The organism is Kitasatospora sp. RG8, assembly GCF_017813315.1.
Classification (GTDB): Bacteria; Actinomycetota; Actinomycetes; order Streptomycetales; family Streptomycetaceae; genus Kitasatospora.
Genome location: NZ_JAGIYX010000031.1, coordinates 98,458 through 116,507, shown reverse-complemented (window position 1 = coordinate 116,507; position 18,050 = coordinate 98,458). Strand labels below are relative to the sequence as shown.

At 72.9% G+C, this 18,050-nt stretch carries 12 protein-coding genes; 9 read left to right on the top strand and 3 right to left on the bottom strand.

Going from position 1 to position 18,050, the window contains the following annotated elements:
- Positions 1 to 526: 526 nt before the first annotated feature.
- Together J5Y04_RS33830 and ptsP are read left to right on the top strand one after the other, a co-directional pair.
- Positions 527 to 976: a PTS glucose transporter subunit IIA gene (locus J5Y04_RS33830; RefSeq protein WP_209416324.1), complete on the top strand. Its 450-nt coding sequence runs from the start codon at positions 527 to 529 to the stop codon at positions 974 to 976.
- 105 nt (positions 977 to 1,081) lie between these two features.
- The gene (ptsP, locus tag J5Y04_RS33825; protein ID WP_209416321.1) at positions 1,082 to 2,752 is read left to right on the top strand and encodes a phosphoenolpyruvate--protein phosphotransferase; all 1,671 of its coding nucleotides are present in this window, start codon (positions 1,082 to 1,084) and stop codon (positions 2,750 to 2,752) included.
- A 97-nt stretch (positions 2,753 to 2,849) separates the two neighbouring features.
- Here the strand turns inward: ptsP and J5Y04_RS33820 are convergent, their stop codons facing one another.
- The 3 genes from J5Y04_RS33820 to J5Y04_RS33810 form a co-directional block, all read right to left on the bottom strand.
- Complete coding sequence (locus J5Y04_RS33820; protein ID WP_209416318.1) at positions 2,850 to 4,868, bottom strand: acetoacetate--CoA ligase; 2,019 nt, start codon at positions 4,866 to 4,868, stop codon at positions 2,850 to 2,852.
- Positions 4,869 to 5,020: 152 nt separating this feature from the next.
- On the bottom strand, positions 5,021 to 5,569 hold the full coding sequence (locus J5Y04_RS33815; protein ID WP_209416316.1) for an NUDIX domain-containing protein: 549 nt from the start codon (positions 5,567 to 5,569) through the stop codon (positions 5,021 to 5,023).
- A gap of 133 nt (positions 5,570 to 5,702) precedes the next feature.
- On the bottom strand, positions 5,703 to 6,779 hold the full coding sequence (locus J5Y04_RS33810) for an NUDIX domain-containing protein (protein ID WP_209416313.1): 1,077 nt from the start codon (positions 6,777 to 6,779) through the stop codon (positions 5,703 to 5,705).
- A gap of 170 nt (positions 6,780 to 6,949) precedes the next feature.
- On the opposite strand from J5Y04_RS33810, the gene mmuM reads away from it, so the two are divergent.
- The 7 genes from mmuM to J5Y04_RS33775 all read left to right on the top strand — a co-directional run bounded on the left by mmuM (position 6,950) and on the right by J5Y04_RS33775 (position 17,985).
- Positions 6,950 to 7,888 carry a homocysteine S-methyltransferase gene (gene mmuM / locus J5Y04_RS33805; RefSeq protein ID WP_209416311.1) on the top strand — a complete coding sequence of 313 codons (939 nt, stop codon included), beginning with the start codon at positions 6,950 to 6,952 and terminating at the stop codon, positions 7,886 to 7,888.
- A 163-nt stretch (positions 7,889 to 8,051) separates the two neighbouring features.
- Positions 8,052 to 8,816: an IclR family transcriptional regulator gene (locus tag J5Y04_RS33800; RefSeq protein ID WP_209416308.1), complete on the top strand. Its 765-nt coding sequence runs from the start codon at positions 8,052 to 8,054 to the stop codon at positions 8,814 to 8,816.
- Between the two features lie 303 nt (positions 8,817 to 9,119).
- Positions 9,120 to 9,857 (top strand): MIP/aquaporin family protein, encoded by a 738-nt coding sequence (locus J5Y04_RS33795; RefSeq protein ID WP_209416305.1) that lies wholly within the window; start codon positions 9,120 to 9,122, stop codon positions 9,855 to 9,857.
- Between the two features lie 106 nt (positions 9,858 to 9,963).
- Entirely contained in the window at positions 9,964 to 11,490 is a 1,527-nt protein-coding gene (glpK, locus tag J5Y04_RS33790; RefSeq protein WP_209416302.1) for a glycerol kinase GlpK, read from the top strand.
- Between the two features lie 152 nt (positions 11,491 to 11,642).
- The gene (locus tag J5Y04_RS33785) at positions 11,643 to 13,238 is read left to right on the top strand and encodes a glycerol-3-phosphate dehydrogenase/oxidase (protein ID WP_209416293.1); all 1,596 of its coding nucleotides are present in this window, start codon (positions 11,643 to 11,645) and stop codon (positions 13,236 to 13,238) included.
- 287 nt (positions 13,239 to 13,525) lie between these two features.
- The gene (locus J5Y04_RS44065) at positions 13,526 to 17,533 is read left to right on the top strand and encodes a DNRLRE domain-containing protein (RefSeq protein WP_209416291.1); all 4,008 of its coding nucleotides are present in this window, start codon (positions 13,526 to 13,528) and stop codon (positions 17,531 to 17,533) included.
- The gene (locus tag J5Y04_RS33775; protein ID WP_209416288.1) at positions 17,533 to 17,985 is read left to right on the top strand and encodes a hypothetical protein; all 453 of its coding nucleotides are present in this window, start codon (positions 17,533 to 17,535) and stop codon (positions 17,983 to 17,985) included. Before J5Y04_RS44065 ends, J5Y04_RS33775 begins: the two co-directional genes overlap by 1 nt.
- Positions 17,986 to 18,050 lie beyond the last annotated feature (65 nt).

Here is an 18,050-nt window from a genome sequence, read left to right as displayed (position 1 = left end):
AGGCCGGGGATGTCAACATATCTGGCGTTGACTTTTGGCACGCTGTTGAGTTCTCAAGGAACGGACACTTCCTTCGGACCGCCTTCCAGCGGGCCCTCCGGGCGCTTCGTTCTTTCGTGTTTCCAGCTTAGCAGATGCTTTCCGCTCCGTTTTCCGGTGCTTTTCGCATCTGAAATCTGCTGTTAACCGTCGCCTTGCGGCGACTCGACCAACCATAGCGGGTCCCGAGCCGGAGTGCGAACCGGGCCGCGCCGGGCGTCACCCGGTCGGAGGCATGATTTGTTGCTCTCGCGAGCATATACAGCAATGGTCCCGATTCGCCAAGATGCCTGTAGAGTGCGGCGCATCGGTGAAGAGGACTAGACCACTGTCGGTCGGTGAGATGTCGGCCGAGGTGGGCGAACGGGCGCGGGTTCTTTGCCCGGGAAGTCAGCAGATGTCCGAAGTTGACATGATTTAGGCTTCACACGATGTCCTGCCGCAGCTCGCGGCCGCTCGCTGTACTGCGCACTTGGGAGGCTCAACCATGACCACTGTGACGTCGCCGCTGACCGGCCGTGTCGTCGGGCTCGCCGGCGTGCCCGATCCGGTCTTCTCGGGCGCGATGGTCGGTCCCGGCACCGCGATCGACCCGGTTCGCCGGCCGACCGAGGCCGTGGCTCCGGTGGACGGTGTCGTCGTCTCCATGCACCCACACGCGTTCGTCGTCGTCGACGCGGACGGGCACGGTGTGCTCACGCACCTCGGGATCGACACCGTCCAGCTGAACGGCGAGGGCTTCGAGCTGCTCGTCAACAAGGGCGACACGGTGACCCGCGGCCAGGCCGTCATCAAGTGGGACCCGGCCGCCGTCGAGGCCGCCGGCAAGTCGCCGATCTCGCCGATCGTCGCGCTGGAGGCTGCGACCGACTCGCTCGGCGACGTCCGTGAGGACGGGGAGGTCGCCGTGGGCGACGCCCTGTTCGGCTGGAACTGACCTCCTCCCTTATATCCCGACACACCCGCCCCGCCGCACTCGCCGGGGCGGCCCGGCACACAGCGGTACCCGGCGGGGCCGCTTCTCTCAGCGGAGACAGTGAGTATGGAGAAGACGCTGCGCGGCGTGGGTGTCAGCCACGGGGTCGCGATCGGCCAGGTGCGGCACATGGGGACGGCAGTGCTGGAGCCGCCGGCCACCCAGATCCCGACCGAGGACGCCCCGCGTGAGCAGGCCCGCGCCCAGGCGGCCGTCGAGGCGGTGGCCGCGGACCTCAACGCTCGCGGCAACCTGGCCGGCGGCGAGGCCCAGGCGGTGCTGGAGGCCCAGGCGCTGATGGCGCAGGACCCGGAACTGATGGCGGACGTCGCCCGCCGGATCGCCGTCGGCAGCAGCGCCGAGCGCGGCGTCTACGACGCCTTCGCCGCCTACCGCGCGCTTCTCGCGTCGGCCGGGGACTACCTGGCCGGCCGCGTCGCCGACCTGGACGATGTCCGGAACCGCATCGTGGCGCGGCTGCTGGGCGTCCCGATGCCGGGTGTGCCGGACAGCGACGAGCCGTACGTGCTGTTCGCCCGGGACCTGGCGCCGGCCGACACCGCACTGCTGGACCCGACACTGGTGCTCGGGTTCGTGACCGAGGAGGGCGGGCCGACCAGCCACAGCGCCATCCTCGCGCGTGCCATGGGCGTGCCGGCCGTGGTCGCGCTGCCGGGCGCCGCCGAGGTGTCCGAGGGCACCGTCGTCGCGGTGGACGGCAGCTCGGGCGACGTGCTGGTGGAGCCGTCCCAGGACAAGCAGGACGAGCTGCGCCGGATCGCCGCCGAGCGCAAGGCAGCCCTCGCCGCCTCCTCCGGTCCGGGGCAGACCTCCGACGGTCACCGGGTGCCGCTGCTCGCCAACGTCGGTGGCCCGGCCGACCTGCCGGCCGCCCTGGAGGCCGGGGCCGAGGGCGTCGGCCTGTTCCGTACCGAGTTCCTCTTCCTGGACGACTCCGCCAAGGCGCCCACCGAGGAGAAGCAGGTCGAGGCGTACCGCAAGGTGCTGGAGGCGTTCCCGGAGGGCCGGGTCGTCGTCCGGGCGCTGGACGCGGGCGCGGACAAGCCGCTGGACTTCCTGACGCCGGCGGACGAGCCGAACCCGGCGCTCGGTGTCCGCGGCCTGCGCACGCTGCTGGAGCACCCCGAGGTGATGCAGACCCAGCTGCGCGCTCTGGCGAAGGCCGCCGAGGGGCTGCCGGTGCACCTTGAGGTGATGGCCCCGATGGTGGCCGACCGCAAGGACGCCCGGGACTTCGCGGACGCGTGTCGTGAAGCCGGTCTGAACGCCAAGTACGGCGCGATGGTGGAGATCCCGTCCGCCGCGCTGCGGGCGCGGTCGATCCTCCAGGAGGTGGAGTTCCTCTCCCTGGGGACCAACGACCTCGCCCAGTACACCTTCGCCGCCGACCGCCAGGTGGGCGCGCTGGCCCGGCTCCAGGACCCGTGGCAGCCGGCGCTGCTCGACCTGGTGGCGTTCTCGGCCGAGGCCGCACAGGCTACCGGCAAGAGCTGCGGCGTCTGCGGCGAGGCGGCCTCCGACCCGCTGCTGGCCGTGGTGCTGACCGGTCTCGGGGTCACCAGCCTCTCCATGGGTGCGGCGTCGATCCCCTACGTGCGGTCCACGCTGGCCAAGTACACGCTGGCGCAGTGCCGTCGGGCGGCCGAGGCGGCCCGGGCCGCGGACAGCGCCGACGGCGCACGGGCCGCGGCGCAGCAGGTGCTGTCCGGCGAGTAGCGGACGCGTGGCTGCCGCGCCCGCACGCGTGGCAGCGCACACGGACACGACGAAGGGGCGCCCCCGTCATGGGGGCGCCCCTTCGTCGTGTGCGGGGTCAGGCCTGGCGGTCGAGGCGGAGCTGCTCGAAGAAGCGCAGGTGGTCGAGGTTGTCGACGGAGCCGGGGTTGACGGCCTGCTCCAGCGGGGTGCCGGAGAGCAGGCGCTTGACCGGGACCTCGATGCGCTTGCCGGTGAGGGTGTGCGGGAGCCCTCGGACGGCGATGACCTCGTCGGGGACGTGGCGCGGGGAGAGCTCCGTGCGCAGCGAGCTGCGGATCCGGCCGATCAGGTCGTCGTCGAGCGTGGCGCCGGGGGCGAGGACGACGAAGAGCGGCATCCAGTAGCCGCCGTCGGGCTCCTCCAGGCCGATGACCAGGGACTCGGCGATCTCGGGGAGGCGCTCGACGACCTCGTAGATGTCGGAGGAGCCCATCCGGACGCCCTGGCGGTTGAGGGTGGAGTCCGAGCGGCCGTGGATGACCACGGTGCCGCGCGAGGTGACGGTGATCCAGTCGCCGTGGCGCCAGATGCCGGGGTACATGTCGAAGTAGCTGTCGTGGTACCGGGTGCCGTCGGGGTCGTTCCAGAAGCCGGTGGGCATGGACGGGATCGGCTTGGTGACGACGAGTTCGCCGACGGCGTCGGTGAGCGGGCGGCCCTGGACGTCCCAGGACTCGACGGCGGCGCCGAGGCAGGGGGCCTGGATCTCGCCGAGGTGGACGGGAAGGGTGGGGACGCCGCCGACGAAGCAGGAGCAGACGTCGGTGCCGCCGCTGACGGAGGCGAGCCAGACGTCCTCCTTCACCTCGTCGTAGATCCAGCGGAAGCCGTCGGGCGGGAGCGGGGAGCCGGTGGTCCCGATGCAGCGGACGGCGGAGAGGTCGAGGTCCCGGCCGGGGTGCAGGCCGGCCTTGCGGCTGGCGATGACGTAGGCGGCGGAGGTGCCGAGGACGGTGGCTCCGGTGCGGGCGGCCACCGACCAGAGGGCGCCGGTGTCGGGGTGGCCCGGGCTGCCGTCGTAGGTGACGATCGTGGACCCGGTGAGGAGGCCGGCGAGGAGGAAGTTCCACATCATCCAGCCGGTGGAGGTGTACCAGAGGAAGCGGTCCTCGGGGCCGAGGTCGAGGTGGAGGCCGGCCTGCTTGAGGTGTTCGAGCAGGATGCCGCCCTGGCTCTGGACGATGGCCTTCGGCAGGCCGGTGGTGCCGGAGGAGTAGAGGACCCAGAGCGGGTGGTCGAACGGGACGGCCTCGAAGACCGGCTCCACGTCGTCGGCGACCAGGTCCTCCCAGTGCAGGGCGCCCTCGGGGGTGGGGCCGCCGAGCAGGGGGACGTGGACGACGGTGTGCAGGGTGGGGAGCTCTCGGCGGAGTTCGGCGACGACCTCGGTGCGGTCGTGGTCCTTGCCGCCGTAGTGGTAGCCGTCGACGGCGAAGAGGACGGCGGGTTCGATCTGCTGGAGGCGGTCGAGGACGCTGCGGGCGCCGAAGTCGGGGGCGCAGCTGGTCCAGACGGCGCCGACGGCGGCGGTGGCGAGGAGGGCGACGGCGGCCTGCGGGATGTTGGGCAGGTAGGCGCTGACGCGGTCGCCCGGGCCGATGCCGCGGGCGCGCAGGGCGGCGGCGAGGGACCCGACCTGGCGGCGCAGCTCGGCCCAGGTGAGGACGACCGGGTGCTCGGTGGTCTCGTCGAGGTGCAGGACGGCCGGCCTGTCGGCGTTGGCCGGGGTCTCGGCGGCGCGCAGGGCGTGCTCGGCGTAGTTGAGGCGGGCTCCGGGGAACCAGTCGGCGCCGGGCATGGTCGCGTCGGCGAGGACGGCGTCCGGGGCCTGGGTGAAGCGGACGTCGAACCACTGGGTGACGGCGGTCCAGAAGCGGTCGAGGTCCTCGGTGGACCAGGCGTGCAGGTCGGCGTAGCGCTCGGCGGCCTGCTGGTCGTCGGTGGTGGGGGCGAGCGGTGCGGCCGGGGCGCCGTGGTGTTCGGCGGCCCAGGCCTGGAAGGCCACGATCGCGGTGGCGGCGGCGCGAGCGGGGGTGGGGCGCCAGAGCGGCTGGTCCTGGGGTGGGGTGCTCACGGTGGTGGTCTCCCGGCCGGTGGATGGGACGGGATGCTTGTGGCAGGGCCCGTCCGGTTGGGGCTGTCGGTGCAGACCCTGCCATGTGATCGCCCGGTGCGCCAGGGTCTGCCCCGGGGGTGCGGGCCTGGTCAGCCCGGTGCCGCTGCCGGTCAGCGAGGGGTGAACTCGCCGTTGAACCAGGCCTGGGAGACCCGGGTGTGGAAGGCGAAGGCGAGTGGGGTCTGCGGGGTGGAGAGCTGCCAGCCGTCGGTCTCGTCGGTGGGCTTGGAGGGCGGGAGCTCGGCGAGCGGGCGCGCGGGGAGCAGGCCGAAGAGGCAGAGGAAGCCGCCGCGGGTGTCGGAGTCGGTGGCGACCAGGGTGATCTCGGAGGCGTCGGCGAGGATGCCGGTCTCCTCGCGGAGTTCGCGGGCGCAGGCCTGCTGCCAGCTCTCGCCGTAGTCGACGTAGCCGCCGGGCAGGGCCAGTTCGCCGTAGCCGGGCTCGATGGTGCGGCGGATGACGACGAGGCTGGGCTCGCCGCTGTCCTGGGTGACCGGGAGGAGGGTGACGACGACGGGCAGCGGGTTGCGGTAGCTGATCTCGGAGCAGCCGGGGCAGGTGCGCGGCCAGGTCCTGGTGCCGGCGGGGTAGGGCGTGCCGCACCAGTGGCAGTGGGAGTTGGGCCGGTTGGTCGTCCTGCTCACCTCTTGAGTGGTCATGGCCGGATGGTAGTGCCGTCGGGGTGCAGGACGGCAGCGGTCTGCTGATCCCGGTCGGCCGGCGGTGAACCGGCGGGCGCCGCGACGGCGGCGACCGGGACGGCGGGCGCCGGGACGGGCCGCGGCACGGGGGTCAGCGGATCTCGTCCTCGCGGGTGGGGCGCAGCAGGGCGGGGTGGAGCAGTTGGGCGTCGCCGGCGCAGTAGTTGCGGGCGCGGGGGCCGCCGCGGGCACCGCCGCGCTCGGTGGTGGTGCCGGTGCTCTCGACGAAGCCGGGGACGGAGAGGACCTTGCGGTGGAAGTTGCCGGCGTGGAGCTTCTCGTCCCAGACGGCCTCGTAGACGGCCCGCAGTTCGGGGATGGTGAAGTCGTGCCGGAGGAAGGCGGTGGCCAGCGGGCTGTACTCGATCTTGGCGCGGGCGCGGTCGAGGCCGTCGGCGAGGATGCGGGCGTGGTCGAAGGCCAGGGTGATGGGGGCGGGTCGGTCCGCCTCCGGCCCCTCGCCCACGGACTCCTCGCTCGTGGTCCCGGCGGCCGCGGTCCCTTCCGCTCGGGGCGTCTGGGATCGGGGCGTCTCAGCGTCGGACGGCTCGGATCGAGACGTCTCGGTTTCGGACAGCTCGGATCGGTGCGTCTCGGCGTCGGACGGCTCGGCTTCGGAAGAGGGGCCGGCAGGCCCGTCGACGCCACCCCCGTGGGTGTCGACGGGCCTGCCGGCGGCTGGTGACCGGCCGATGGACGGCCGGAGGTCGAGGCCGGTGACGGGGTGCCAGGCCGCCCGCGCCGCGTCCGAGCCGGCTTCTGGGTCCGGCAGGTCGGGTGCGAAGGCCAGGTAGGCGACCGAGACGACGTGCATGCGCGGGTCGCGGTCGGGGGCCCCGTAGGTACCGAGCTGTTCGAGGTGTATGCGGCTGAGGGCGGCTTCGGCGCCGGAGCTGCCCTGCAGGCCCGTCTCCTCGGCGAGCTCGCGGGCGGCGGCCTCGTCGAGGCCCTCCTCGCCGGCCTTGAGGAAGCCGCCGGGCAGCGCCCAGGAGCCCTGGTAGGGCGGACCGGCCCGCTCGACCAGCAGGACGTGGAGGCCGCCGTGGCGCAGTGTCAGGGCGACGATGTCGACGGTGACGGCCACGGGGGTGTAGGCGCGCGGGTCGTAGGCCGCGAGCCAGGCCTGCTCGTCCGTCTCGGTGCCGACGGGGTGCTGCTCCACGGCCATGGCCGGCTCCTCTCCGGTGTGGCGCCCGGCTCGGCGTCGTCGTTCTCGGGATGAGCACAACGTAGCGACCCGTTGACTCTGCGGCAAATGGATTTCCGGGGAGGCGCTCTCGCCCGTCTTCTAGGCTGTGGCCAGGAGCTTTGCCCGAGGAGCAGGTCTTGGAGGCCGCCATGCCCGCCACTCCCCCGCCGGACTTCGCCGCCGCGGTGGCCGCCGGCCCGCTGGTGCTGGACGGCGGGATGTCGAACCAGCTGGCGGCGGCCGGGCACGACCTCGGCGACGCGCTGTGGTCGGCGCGGCTGCTGGCGGACGCGCCGGAGGCGGTCGTCGCCGCGCACCGGGCGTACTTCGACGCCGGGGCGGAGGTCGCGATCACAACGAGCTACCAGGCGAGCTTCGAGGGGTTCGCACGGCGCGGGGTGGGCCGGGCGGAGGCGGCCGCGCTGCTGGCGCGCAGCGTGGAGCTGGCCCGGGAGGCGGCGCGGCGGTCGGCGGCGGAGCGGGAACGGCCGGGCCGGCCGCTCTGGGTGGCGGCGTCGGTGGGCCCGTACGGGGCGGTGCTGGCGGACGGGTCGGAGTACCGGGGGCGGTACGGGCTGACGGTGGACGAGCTGGAGGCGTTCCACCGTCCGCGGCTGGAGGTGCTGGCGGCGGCCGGGCCGGACGTGCTGGCGCTGGAGACCGTCCCGGACGCGGACGAGGCCCGGGCGCTGCTGCGGGCGGTGCGCGGGCTGGGGGTGCCGGCCTGGCTGTCGTACAGCGTGGCGGGCGGGCGGACCAGGGCCGGGCAGCCGCTCGCGGAGGCGCTGGCCCTGGCCGCGGAGGCGGACGAGGTGGTGGCGGTGGGGGTGAACTGCTGCACGCCGCAGGACGCGGACGCGGCGGTGGCCCTGGCGGCGCGGGTGACCGGCAAGCCGGTGGTGGTGTACCCGAACAGCGGGGAGGAGTGGGACGCCGGGGTGCGGGACTGGCGCGGCGAGCCGACGTTCCGTCCGGACCGGGTGGGCGGCTGGCTGGCGGGCGGCGCCCGGCTGGTGGGCGGCTGCTGCCGGGTGGGCCCGCGGGAGATCGCCGCGCTGGCCGCCGAGGTGACGCGCGGCCGGCGCTGAGCCGCCGACCGGCCCCGGGCCCTCGGCCGGTACCGGTCCCACGGTTCGGCCGGTACCGGTCTTTCCGAGGGGGAAGGTGCACGGACCGGGGGCGGCCTGGCAGACTCATCCCGTTACCACTGTGGTCGACATTGTCGACCACCTGTCAGCCCGGAGGTACCGAATGCCCGGCCCGATCCAGTCGCTCTCCCGGGCCGCCGCGATCATGCGCCTGCTGGCCGGCGGTGAGCGCCGCCTGGGCCTGTCCGAGGTCGCGACGGCGCTGGACCTGGCCAAGGGCACCGCGCACGGCATCCTGCGCACCCTCCAGATGGAGGGGTTCGTGGAGCAGGACCCGGAGAGCGGCAAGTACCAGCTGGGCGCCGAGCTGCTGCGGCTGGGCCAGAGCTACCTGGACGTCCACGAGCTGCGCGCCCGGGCCCTGGTCTGGGCGGACGACCTGGCCAGGGCGTCCGGCGAGACCGTCTACCTGGGCGTGCTGCACCAGCAGGGCGTGCTGATCGTGCATCACGTCTTCCGCCCGGACGACACCCGGCAAGTGCTGGAGGTCGGCTCGATGCAGCCGCTGCACTCCACCGCGCTGGGCAAGGTGCTGCTGGCCTACGACCCGGTGGCCCGCGGCGAGCTGGGCGAGGGGCCGTACGAGGCGTACACCGCCCGGACGCTGACCGAGCCGGCGGACGTGGACGCCGAGGCGGCACTGACCCGCGAGCGCGGCTGGGCCGACTCGATCGAGGAGACCTGGGAGGGCGTGGCCTCGATCGGCGCGCTGATCCAGGACCGGCGGCGCAACCCGGTGGGCGCGGTCTGCATCAGCGGCGCGGTGGAGCGGGTCTGCGAGGACGGCTTCGTGAAGCCCTCGCTCGTCGCCTCGGTGCGCAGCGCCGCCCGCGCGATCTCGCGGGACCTGGGAGCCGGGCGGTTCTGACGCCGCGGGGCGGCTGTACGGCGGGTCGGCGCCGGGAAGTCCGACGTTCACGCTGAGGCGCGGACAGGCGCGATGCCTGTCCGCGCCTTAGCGTTTTGTCCGTATTTGCAATGATCCGTTTGGTGACTTCGAGTGAAGGGTCACAGCTGCGTAACCCGGCCTTGACGTGAAGGCGGCCCGGGGAGGAAGCTTCCGCATGACGGTCGACATTGTCGAACGATGGCCGAGCGGATCCCTCCCGCAAAGCGCTCACCCGCACAGTGATCGCTCGGCCACCTGCCCCCACCCGCACCTCCGGGCCATATGGACAAGGGAGTCTTTGTGTCCGCGTTCTCCACCGGCGACATCTTCGTCGGCGAAACCCTCGGCACCGCCGCCCTGATACTTCTCGGCGGCGGCGTCTGCGCCGCCGTGACGCTCAAGAAGTCGAAGGCCATCAACGCCGGCTGGCTGGCGATCACCTTCGGCTGGGGCTTCGCGGTGATGATCGCCGCCTACATGTCGGCCCCCAAGTCCGGCGCGCACCTGAACCCGGCCGTGACCCTGGCCCTCGCCGTCAAGAGCGGCGAATGGGGCAACGTCCCCGTCTACCTCGGCTCCCAGCTGCTCGGCGCGATGATCGGCGCCGTCCTCGTCTGGGCCACCTACCTCGGCCAGTTCCAGGAGAACAAGGAGCCGACCCTGGGCATCTTCTCGACCGGTCCCGAGATCCGGAACCCGGTCCAGAACATGCTCACCGAGATCATCGGCACCTTCGTGCTCTGCTTCGCGATCCTCACCCAGGGCACCAACGAGGGCCTGGGCAAGTCCGGCCTCGGCATCCTGATCGTCGCGTTCACCGTCGTCGGCATCGGCCTCTCGCTCGGCGGCCCGACCGGCTACGCCATCAACCCCGTCCGCGACCTGGGCCCGCGCATCGTGCACTCGCTGCTGCCGATCCCGAACAAGGGCGGCTCCGACTGGTCCTACGCCTGGATCCCGGTGGCCGGCCCGGTCATCGGCGGTCTGCTGGCCGGCGGCCTGTACAACGCGATCTTCTAAAGCCGGCCATCTTTCCGGAGCCAGGCTTCGCCCCACCCGAGCACGGGGACTGACCCCACGGGCCAGACCCACCCACCCGAACCCCCATCTTGAGCCGAGGACCCTCATGACCTCCACTGGCACGGGCAACTACATCGCCGCGATCGACCAGGGCACGACCTCCAGCCGCTGCATCATCTTCGGTGCGGACGGGCGGATCGTCGCCGTCGACCAGCAGGAGCACCGGCAGATCTTCCCCCAGCCCGGCTACGTCGAGCACGACGCCGCGGAGATCTGGACCCGCGTGCAGTCGGTCGTCCGCGGTGCGCTGGAGAAGGCCGGACTGACCAGGGACGACATCCGCGCCATCGGCATCACCAACCAGCGCGAGACCACCGTCCTGTGGGACCGGAACACCGGCGAGCCGGTGCACAACGCACTGGTCTGGCAGGACACCCGCACCGAGGCGCTCTGCCGCGAGCTGGGCCGCAACGTCGGCCAGGACCGCTTCCGCCGCGAGACCGGCCTCCCGCTGGCCAGCTACTTCGCCGGCCCGAAGATCCGCTGGCTGCTGGACAACGTCGAGGGCCTGCGCGAGCGCGCCGAGGCCGGCGACATCCTGTTCGGCACCATGGACACCTGGGTGATCTGGAACCTCACCGGTGGTGTCGACGGCGGCAAGCACGTCACCGACGTCACCAACGCCAGCCGCACCATGCTGATGAACCTGCACACCCTGCAGTGGGACGAGAAGATCGCCGAGTCGATGGGCGTCCCGATGTCCGTCCTGCCGGAGATCCGCTCCTCCGCCGAGGTCTACGGCGAGGCCGTCGGCGACCTCGCCGGCGTCCCGGTCGCCTCCGCCCTCGGCGACCAGCAGGCCGCGCTGTTCGGCCAGACCTGCTTCGACAAGGGCGAGGCCAAGTCGACGTACGGCACCGGCACCTTCCTCCTGCTGAACACCGGCGAGGACGTCGTCAACTCGTACCACGGGCTGCTGACCACCGTCGGCTACCGGATCGGCGACCAGAAGCCGGTCTACGCCCTGGAGGGCTCGATCGCCGTCACCGGTTCGCTGGTCCAGTGGCTGCGCGACCAGCTCGGCATCATCTCCACCGCCGCCGAGATCGAGACCCTCGCCAACACCGTCGAGGACAACGGCGGCGCCTACTTCGTCCCGGCCTTCTCCGGCCTGTTCGCCCCGTACTGGCGCTCCGACGCCCGCGGTGTGATCGCCGGCCTGACCCGGTACGTCACCAAGGGCCACCTGGCCCGGGCCGTCCTGGAGGCCACCGCCTGGCAGACCCGCGAGGTCGTCGACGCCATGCAGAAGGACTCCGGCGTCGAGCTCACCGCGCTCAAGGTCGACGGCGGCATGACCAGCAACAACCTGCTCATGCAGAACATCGCCGACGTGCTGGACGCCCCGGTCGAGCGCCCGTACGTGGCCGAGACCACCGCGCTCGGCGCCGCTTACGCGGCCGGCCTGGCCGTCGGCTTCTGGAGCGACCTGGACACCCTGCGGGCCAACTGGCACCGCGCCGCCGAGTGGACCCCGCGCATGGACGAGGCCACCCGGGACCGCGAGTACAAGAAGTGGCTCAAGGCCGTGGAGCGCACCATGGGCTGGGTGGAGGAGGAAGAGCAGAGCTGACCGCGAAGCCGGTCGGGGCCCCTGTGGCCCCGGCCGGCTTGCCCACGTTTCACCGGCCCGCCGCACCGGGCCGACCGGCCTCTCAGCAGGGGCCGCACCGCACACCGAGAGGAGTAACGGCGCCGCCCGACCCGCGTCGCCGTACACACACCATGGCAACCATCCCGACCCTGGGTGCCGAGCGCACCGCCGGCCGCACCGCCTCCCGCGCCGAGACCCGCGAGCTGCTGGGCAAGGCCACCTACGACCTGCTGGTGATCGGGGGCGGCATCCTCGGCACGGCCGTCGCCTGGACCGCCTCCCAGGCGGGCCTCAAGGTCGCCATGGTCGACGCCGGCGACTTCGCCGGTGCCACCTCCAGCGCCTCCTCCAAGCTGGTCCACGGCGGTCTGCGCTACCTGCAGACCGGCGCGGTCAAGCTGGTCGCCGAGAACCACAAGGAGCGCCGCGCGCTCGCCACCGACGTCGCCCCGCACCTGGTCAACCCGCTGACCTTCTTCGTGCCGGTCTACAAGGGCGGCCCGCACAGCGCCCCCAAGCTCGGCGCCGGCGTCTTCCTCTACTCGGCGCTCTCCGCCTTCCGCGACGGCATGGGCCGGGTCTCCACCGCCGCGCACGCCGCCCAGCAGGTGCCCGCGCTGCGCACCGAGGGCCTGCGCTCGGTGGCCGTCTACGGCGACCACCAGATGAACGACTCGCGCGTCGCCGTGATGACGGTGCGCGCCGCCGTCGACGCGGGCGCCGTGGTGCTCAACCACGCCGAGGTGACCGGCCTGCGCTTCACCGGCGGCCGGGTCACCGGCGCCGACCTGAAGGACCGCCTGGACGGCACCGAGTTCGGCGTCGACGCCCGCCTGGTGCTCAACGCCACCGGCCCCTGGGTCGACCACCTGCGCCGGATGGAGGACGCCGGCGCCGCGCCGTCGATCCGCCTCTCCAAGGGCGCGCACGTCGTGGTCAAGCGCCGCTCCCCGTGGCGCGCCGCGCTGACCATCCCGATCGACAAGTACCGCGTCTCCTTCGCCATCCCGTGGGAGGACCACGTCCTGCTCGGCACCACCGACGAGGAGTACACCGGCGACCCGCAGGACGTCCGGGCCACCGACGCGGACATCGACCAGATCATGGGCGAGGCCGCGCACGCCATCCGCGACGAGCACCTCGACCGCGACCTGATCACCTACGCCTTCGCCGGCCTGCGGGTGCTGCCCGGCGGCCCCGGGGACACCGCCGCCGCCAAGCGCGAGACCGTCGTCACCGAGGGCCGGGGCGGCATGCTGTCGGTCGCCGGCGGCAAGTGGACCACCTACCGGCACATCGGCCGCACCGTGCTGGAGAAGCTCGCCCACGTGCCCGGCACCAGCCTCGGCGAGGACATGTCGCCGATCGCCCCGACCGTGCCGCTGCCCGGCGTCGGCGCTCCGAACGCCGTCGCGCACCGCCTGCTGATCGACCGTGAGCCCGGCTCCCGGATGGAGCCGCTGGTCGCCAGGCACCTGGCCAGCCACTACGGCACGCTCTCCTTCGAGATCGCCCGCATGATCGACGAGAACCCGGAGCTGGGCCGGCCGATCCACGCGGACGGGCCGGACGTCTGGGCGCAGGTCGCCTACGCCGCCGACAACGAGTGGGCGTACACCACGGACGACGTGCTGCGGCGCCGCACCACGATGACCGTGCGCGGCCTGGACACCCCGGAGATCCGCGACGAGGTCGACGCCTTCCTCGCGAAGCGCGGGACCAAGTAGAAGCGCGGGACCAGGCAGGCGCGGCCCGGCTAAGCGCCGGCGCAGGTAGCCGCCGGCGCGCAGGACTCGGAGGGCGGGCACCCCAGGGCTGGGGGTGCCCGCCCTCCGGCATTCCCGGACGGAACCACCGCGATCGTTTGCATACCGCGCGTCACGATCACATCAAGTTCCCAAGGAGATCTTTAGCCCTTGGGTATTTTTGTCCCGAATTACCATGATCATCTGACTGGGTGTTTTCCCTATGCTCCGGCCATCACTGTTGACCAACAGTGAGTCAAGGAGCAGCAATGCACGTCTCAAGACGGGCCCTTTCGGGCCCGCTGGCCCTCACGCTGGCGCTGACGCTGGCGGGCGGGTCACAGGTCGCCTTCGCGGCCAAGCCACAGCCCAAGCCCTCCCCCGGCAAGCCCCCGACGGTGGCCGCCACCGACCCGACCGGCAGCATCGCCGCCGCCAAGGTGGCCGCCCGCACGACCGGCAAGCGCGTCGAGGCGGTGTCCGAACGCAGCGAGGTGTCGACCACCTGGGTCAACCCGGACGGCACCCTCACCACGGAGCTCTCGGCCGGCCCGGTGCGGTTCCTGCGCGACGGCCACTGGGCCGACGTCGACCTCACCCTGAAGGCCGCCGCCGACGGCTCGGTCGCCCCGGCCGGGCACCCCAACGCCATGAAGCTGGCGGGCGCCGGCGGCAAGCGCCCCCGCTCGCTCCAGGAGTCGCAGGCCGGCACGGACGCGGCCCGCACGCTGGTCTCGCTCGGCTCCGGTGACGACGAGCTGGCCCTCCAGTGGAAGGGCGGCCTGCCCGCGCCCGAGCTGAACGGCCCGCGCGCCACCTACCGCGACGCCATCGGCGACGGCGCCGGCGACCTGGTCGTCGAGGCCACCCGCACCGGCTTCGAGCAGTACGTGACGCTCAACCGGCGCCCCGGCCAGGCCGGCTACTCGTACACCATGCCGTTCAAGGCCAAGGGCCTGAAGGCGGTCCCCCAGGCCGACGGCAGCGTCCTGTTCACCGACCGCAAGAACGGCCGCAAGCGCGCCGTCCTGCCGGCCCCGGTCGCCTGGGACGCCACCACGGCGCCCGGCTCCAGCGAGCACCCGCGGCAGGCCAAGGTCGACCTCAGGGTCGTCCAGCGCGGCGACGACGTCGACCTGGTCTTCACCCCGGACGCCGCGTTCCTCGCCGACCCGGCCACCACGTACCCGGTGACCGTCGACCCGGCCACCGCCGGGCTCGGCAACGCCTTCGACACCCGCGTCCAGAAGGGCGAGACGGTCGACTGGTCGGCCGACACCGAGATCTACTGGGGCAACCCCGGCACCAAGAACGCCGACGGCAGCTCCCGCGAGGCCCGTTCCTTCATCAACTGGAACACCGCCTCGATCGCCGACGCGCTGGTCTCCGGCGCCACCCTGTCGCTGTACAACTTCCACTCCGGCAACAGCGACTGCCTGAACTACGCCTGGGACGTCTACGACACCGGCCTGGCCTCCACCGCCTCCCGGTGGACCGCCCAGCCGGCCTGGGGCACCAAGCGGGCCACGTCCACCGAGACCAGGGGCCGGGACGCCTGCGGCGGCGACGGGTGGATCAACGCCGACGTCACCACCATGGTGCAGGGCTGGGCCTCGGCGAAGAACAGCACCTCGGGCATGGGCCTGCGCGCCCCCGACGAGACCAGCACGAAGTTCTGGAAGGAGGTGAACTCCGCCAACGCGGCCACCAACGTGCCGAAGCTGACGGTGAACTACAACTACCGGCCGCGCACCGGCACCAAGCAGCAGGCCGGCCCGCCGTTCCTGCAGGACGGCACCGGCACCTGGCGGGTGGACACCACCACCCCGGTGCTCCGGGACACCTTCGTCGACCCCGACGGGGACCGGGTGACCGGCACCTTCCAGCTGGTGGACGCCATCTCCGGCGCCCAGGTCGGCAACGTCAACGTCTCCGGCTACGTGGCCAGCGGCACCCCGGCCGAGGTCACCGTCCCGGCGGGCCTGCTCCAGTACGGGCACACCTACCGGTTCCGGACGTCCCCCTACGACGGGCTGCACTACAACCTGGGCTGGTCCGCCTGGTCCACCTTCAGCGTCAGCCCGCTGCCGGACGTACCGACCGCCCTGCAGAGCGGCGCCCAGCAGACGCTCACCCCCGTCCTGTCGGCCCTGGTGACCAACCCCAACCAGGGGCGCGTGCGCACCGAGTTCGCGCTCAAGGCCCAGAACGGCCAGCCGCTGCCGACCGTGCTCGCGCCCGCCTGGGTGGACAGCGGCAGCCGGGCCTCCGTCCAGGTGCCCTCCGGCGCGCTGGCCGACGGCGGCAGCTACACCTGGGCGGCACGCGCCTGCGCCGCCGTCGGCTGCTCCGCCTGGAGCGCCGACCAGCCGCTGACCGTCCAGGTGCAGGCGCCGCCGGTCCCGCCGGCGCCGACCACCGTGGTCCTCACCGGCCCCGCCCTCACCGACGCCTCGACGGCCACCGCCGGCGGCGGCTGCGACACCGGCGCCTGCCCGGCCGCGGACCCGGCCGAGCTGCGGATCGGCACGGTCGACGGCAGCAGCTGGAGCAGCTGGCTCAAGCCGGACCTGACGGCCGTCCCGGCCGGCTCCCGCGTGATCGGCGCAAGGCTGGAGCTGACCCGCTCCGACTGCACGCCCGGCAGCCCCGGTTGTGACGAGGCCGCCGTGGACGTCTTCCAGCTCGGCTCGGCCTGGGCACCCGCCGACGGCGGCGCCGCGCTGAACACGGCCGCCGGCCCGGAGAGCTTCGCCTCCGCCGCCAGGCTCTCCGAGACCGACCTGGCCGCCCTGGCCGGCTCCTGGATCGAGAAGGGCGAGGCCTACGGGCTGGCCCTGCGCCCGCCGGCCGGCTGGACCGGCGCCGCCCGCTACCGGTCCGCCACCGCCGCCGACCCCGCGCAGCGGCCGAGGCTGACCCTGGACTACCTGGCGCCGACCGCGCCGGGCGCGGCCGAGCTGGTCACCGTGACCGGCGGCGACGCCGGGCTGGTCGTCGGCTGGAACGCCCCGACCGACCGCGGCTCGGTCGGCGAGATCGGCTACGGCGTCCGGGTCGAGACCTCCGACGGCACGCTCGTCAAGGAGCTCGCCACGGCCGACGTCCGGGCCGTCTTCACCGGCCTGGACAACGCCCGCTCGTACCGCGCGGTGGTCACCGCCCGGAACAGCTACGGCAGCGCCGCCCCGGTCGCCTCGGCACTGGTCCAGGGCACCCCCGCCGCCGGCGGACCGGACCAGTACCGCGGCTTCGTCCAGGAGTACCTGGAGGCCCGCAACAAGGTGAAGATGAAGGCCGGCTTCACCGCGCCGGACGCCGCCGCCGAGGCCGCGCACGGCACCGTCTTCGTCGACCTGCTGGCCACCCAGGAGGCCTCGCTGGTCGCCAACCGCGAGGCGCTCGCCACCCAGAACCAGCTGTACACCGCGGCCGCCGTCACGCTGACGGACGTCGTCGTCGACCAGCAGACGGCCGGCAGGGTCGTGGTGCGGGCCACCGTCAAGGACTCGGTGATGATCCGGTCCAACGGCGTGGACTCCCCGAGCGAGAGCTCCGGCCCGGCGCGGTTCGAGTTCACCGTCGGCCCGACGGTGGTGCTCGCGTCCGAGGCCGACGACGTCGCGGCGCAGCAGAAGCTCTCCTCCTCCGCCGCCGCGCAGGCCCAGGTCGAGGTCGCGGACGCCGCCCAGCCCGACCCGGCGGACGGCCAGAAGGCGATCCCGCTGGACGCCAACGGCTTCCCGGTCCAGCCGGAGCAGCAGGCCGCCGGCGCCGTCCAGGCCGGGTACAACTACAACGGCACGGCGAACTGGGCCCGGAACAACGTCAACATTCCCAAGGAGTTCCCGCAGGACTGCACCAACTTCGTGTCCAAGGCGCTGTACTACGGCGGCGGCATGAAGGTCCGGTACGGTTTCAAGACCTTCGACAGCGCCTGGTGGACCAACGACTACTGGATGTTCGGCTGGCACATCAACCGGAGCTACACCTGGGCCGGCGCGGCCAACCTGCACCGGCACCTGCTCAACCACCGGTACTCGACCTGGCTGCGGTGGACCTCCGAGGCCCGGCCCGGTGACATCGTGTTCTTCAAGTGGAAGAAGGAGTCCCGGATCAACCACGCCGCGGTGGTGGTCAGCTGGGGCGCCTCGATGGAGCTCCGTCAGCACGGCCGGACGGGTGTCACCACCCTGAACGAGGTCCTGTCGTACTACCGGCAGAAGGGCGACCCGATCGAGTGGTTCGTCGTCGTCCGCCCGCTCGGGTCCAACTGATGGCGGCGGGGCGGCCGGTCGCGGCCTCACTGGCGGCCGTGCTCTCGGCCGCCCTGGCGGCGGTGTGCTCCAGCGGTGCCCCGGACGCCGAGCTCGCGCACGCCGGCGACTACGCCGCCCATCCTCACCTGCGGGTGACGGGGTACCCGGTGCCCGGGACGCTGGACGTCGTCCAGCAGGTCGTCTGGCGGCTCGCCGACGGCGCCGGGGGGCGGCTGGAGAAGCTGGCCTCCTCGGACGGCTCGGCCGCCGAGCACCGGGCCGCCGCGGCCGCCTGGGTCGGCGAGTACCAGCAGGGTGCCAGGGGATCGGTCACCGCAGACTTCGGTGACGACCCGGCCGACCGGCAGACCGTGCGGCTCGGCTTCCACGACACCGGCCAGGTGAAGGAGCTCACGCTCCGCCTGGACGGGCGGGCGGGCGACGCCGGCTGGCGGGTCCTGCTGAAGTAGTCCGCTGCTTGACACCCCCTGGCGACGGGCGGGCGTTCCTCCGGGAACGCCCGCCCGTTCGCGTT

Excerpts from the sequence above, each read along its gene's own strand:
- J5Y04_RS33800 (WP_209416308.1), top strand. The coding sequence starts at position 8,052 with ATGCCCGGCCCGATCCAGTCGCTCTCCCGGGCCGCCGCGATCATGCGC.
- J5Y04_RS33815 (WP_209416316.1), bottom strand. The coding sequence starts at position 5,569 with ATGACCACTCAAGAGGTGAGCAGGACGACCAACCGGCCCAACTCCCAC.
- J5Y04_RS33830 (WP_209416324.1), top strand. The coding sequence starts at position 527 with ATGACCACTGTGACGTCGCCGCTGACCGGCCGTGTCGTCGGGCTCGCC.
- J5Y04_RS44065 (WP_209416291.1), top strand. The coding sequence starts at position 13,526 with ATGCACGTCTCAAGACGGGCCCTTTCGGGCCCGCTGGCCCTCACGCTG.
- glpK (WP_209416302.1), top strand. The coding sequence starts at position 9,964 with ATGACCTCCACTGGCACGGGCAACTACATCGCCGCGATCGACCAGGGC.
- mmuM (WP_209416311.1), top strand. The coding sequence starts at position 6,950 with ATGCCCGCCACTCCCCCGCCGGACTTCGCCGCCGCGGTGGCCGCCGGC.
- J5Y04_RS33795 (WP_209416305.1), top strand. The coding sequence starts at position 9,120 with ATGGACAAGGGAGTCTTTGTGTCCGCGTTCTCCACCGGCGACATCTTC.
- J5Y04_RS33810 (WP_209416313.1), bottom strand. The coding sequence starts at position 6,779 with ATGGCCGTGGAGCAGCACCCCGTCGGCACCGAGACGGACGAGCAGGCC.
- J5Y04_RS33785 (WP_209416293.1), top strand. The coding sequence starts at position 11,643 with ATGGCAACCATCCCGACCCTGGGTGCCGAGCGCACCGCCGGCCGCACC.
- ptsP (WP_209416321.1), top strand. The coding sequence starts at position 1,082 with ATGGAGAAGACGCTGCGCGGCGTGGGTGTCAGCCACGGGGTCGCGATC.
- J5Y04_RS33775 (WP_209416288.1), top strand. The coding sequence starts at position 17,533 with ATGGCGGCGGGGCGGCCGGTCGCGGCCTCACTGGCGGCCGTGCTCTCG.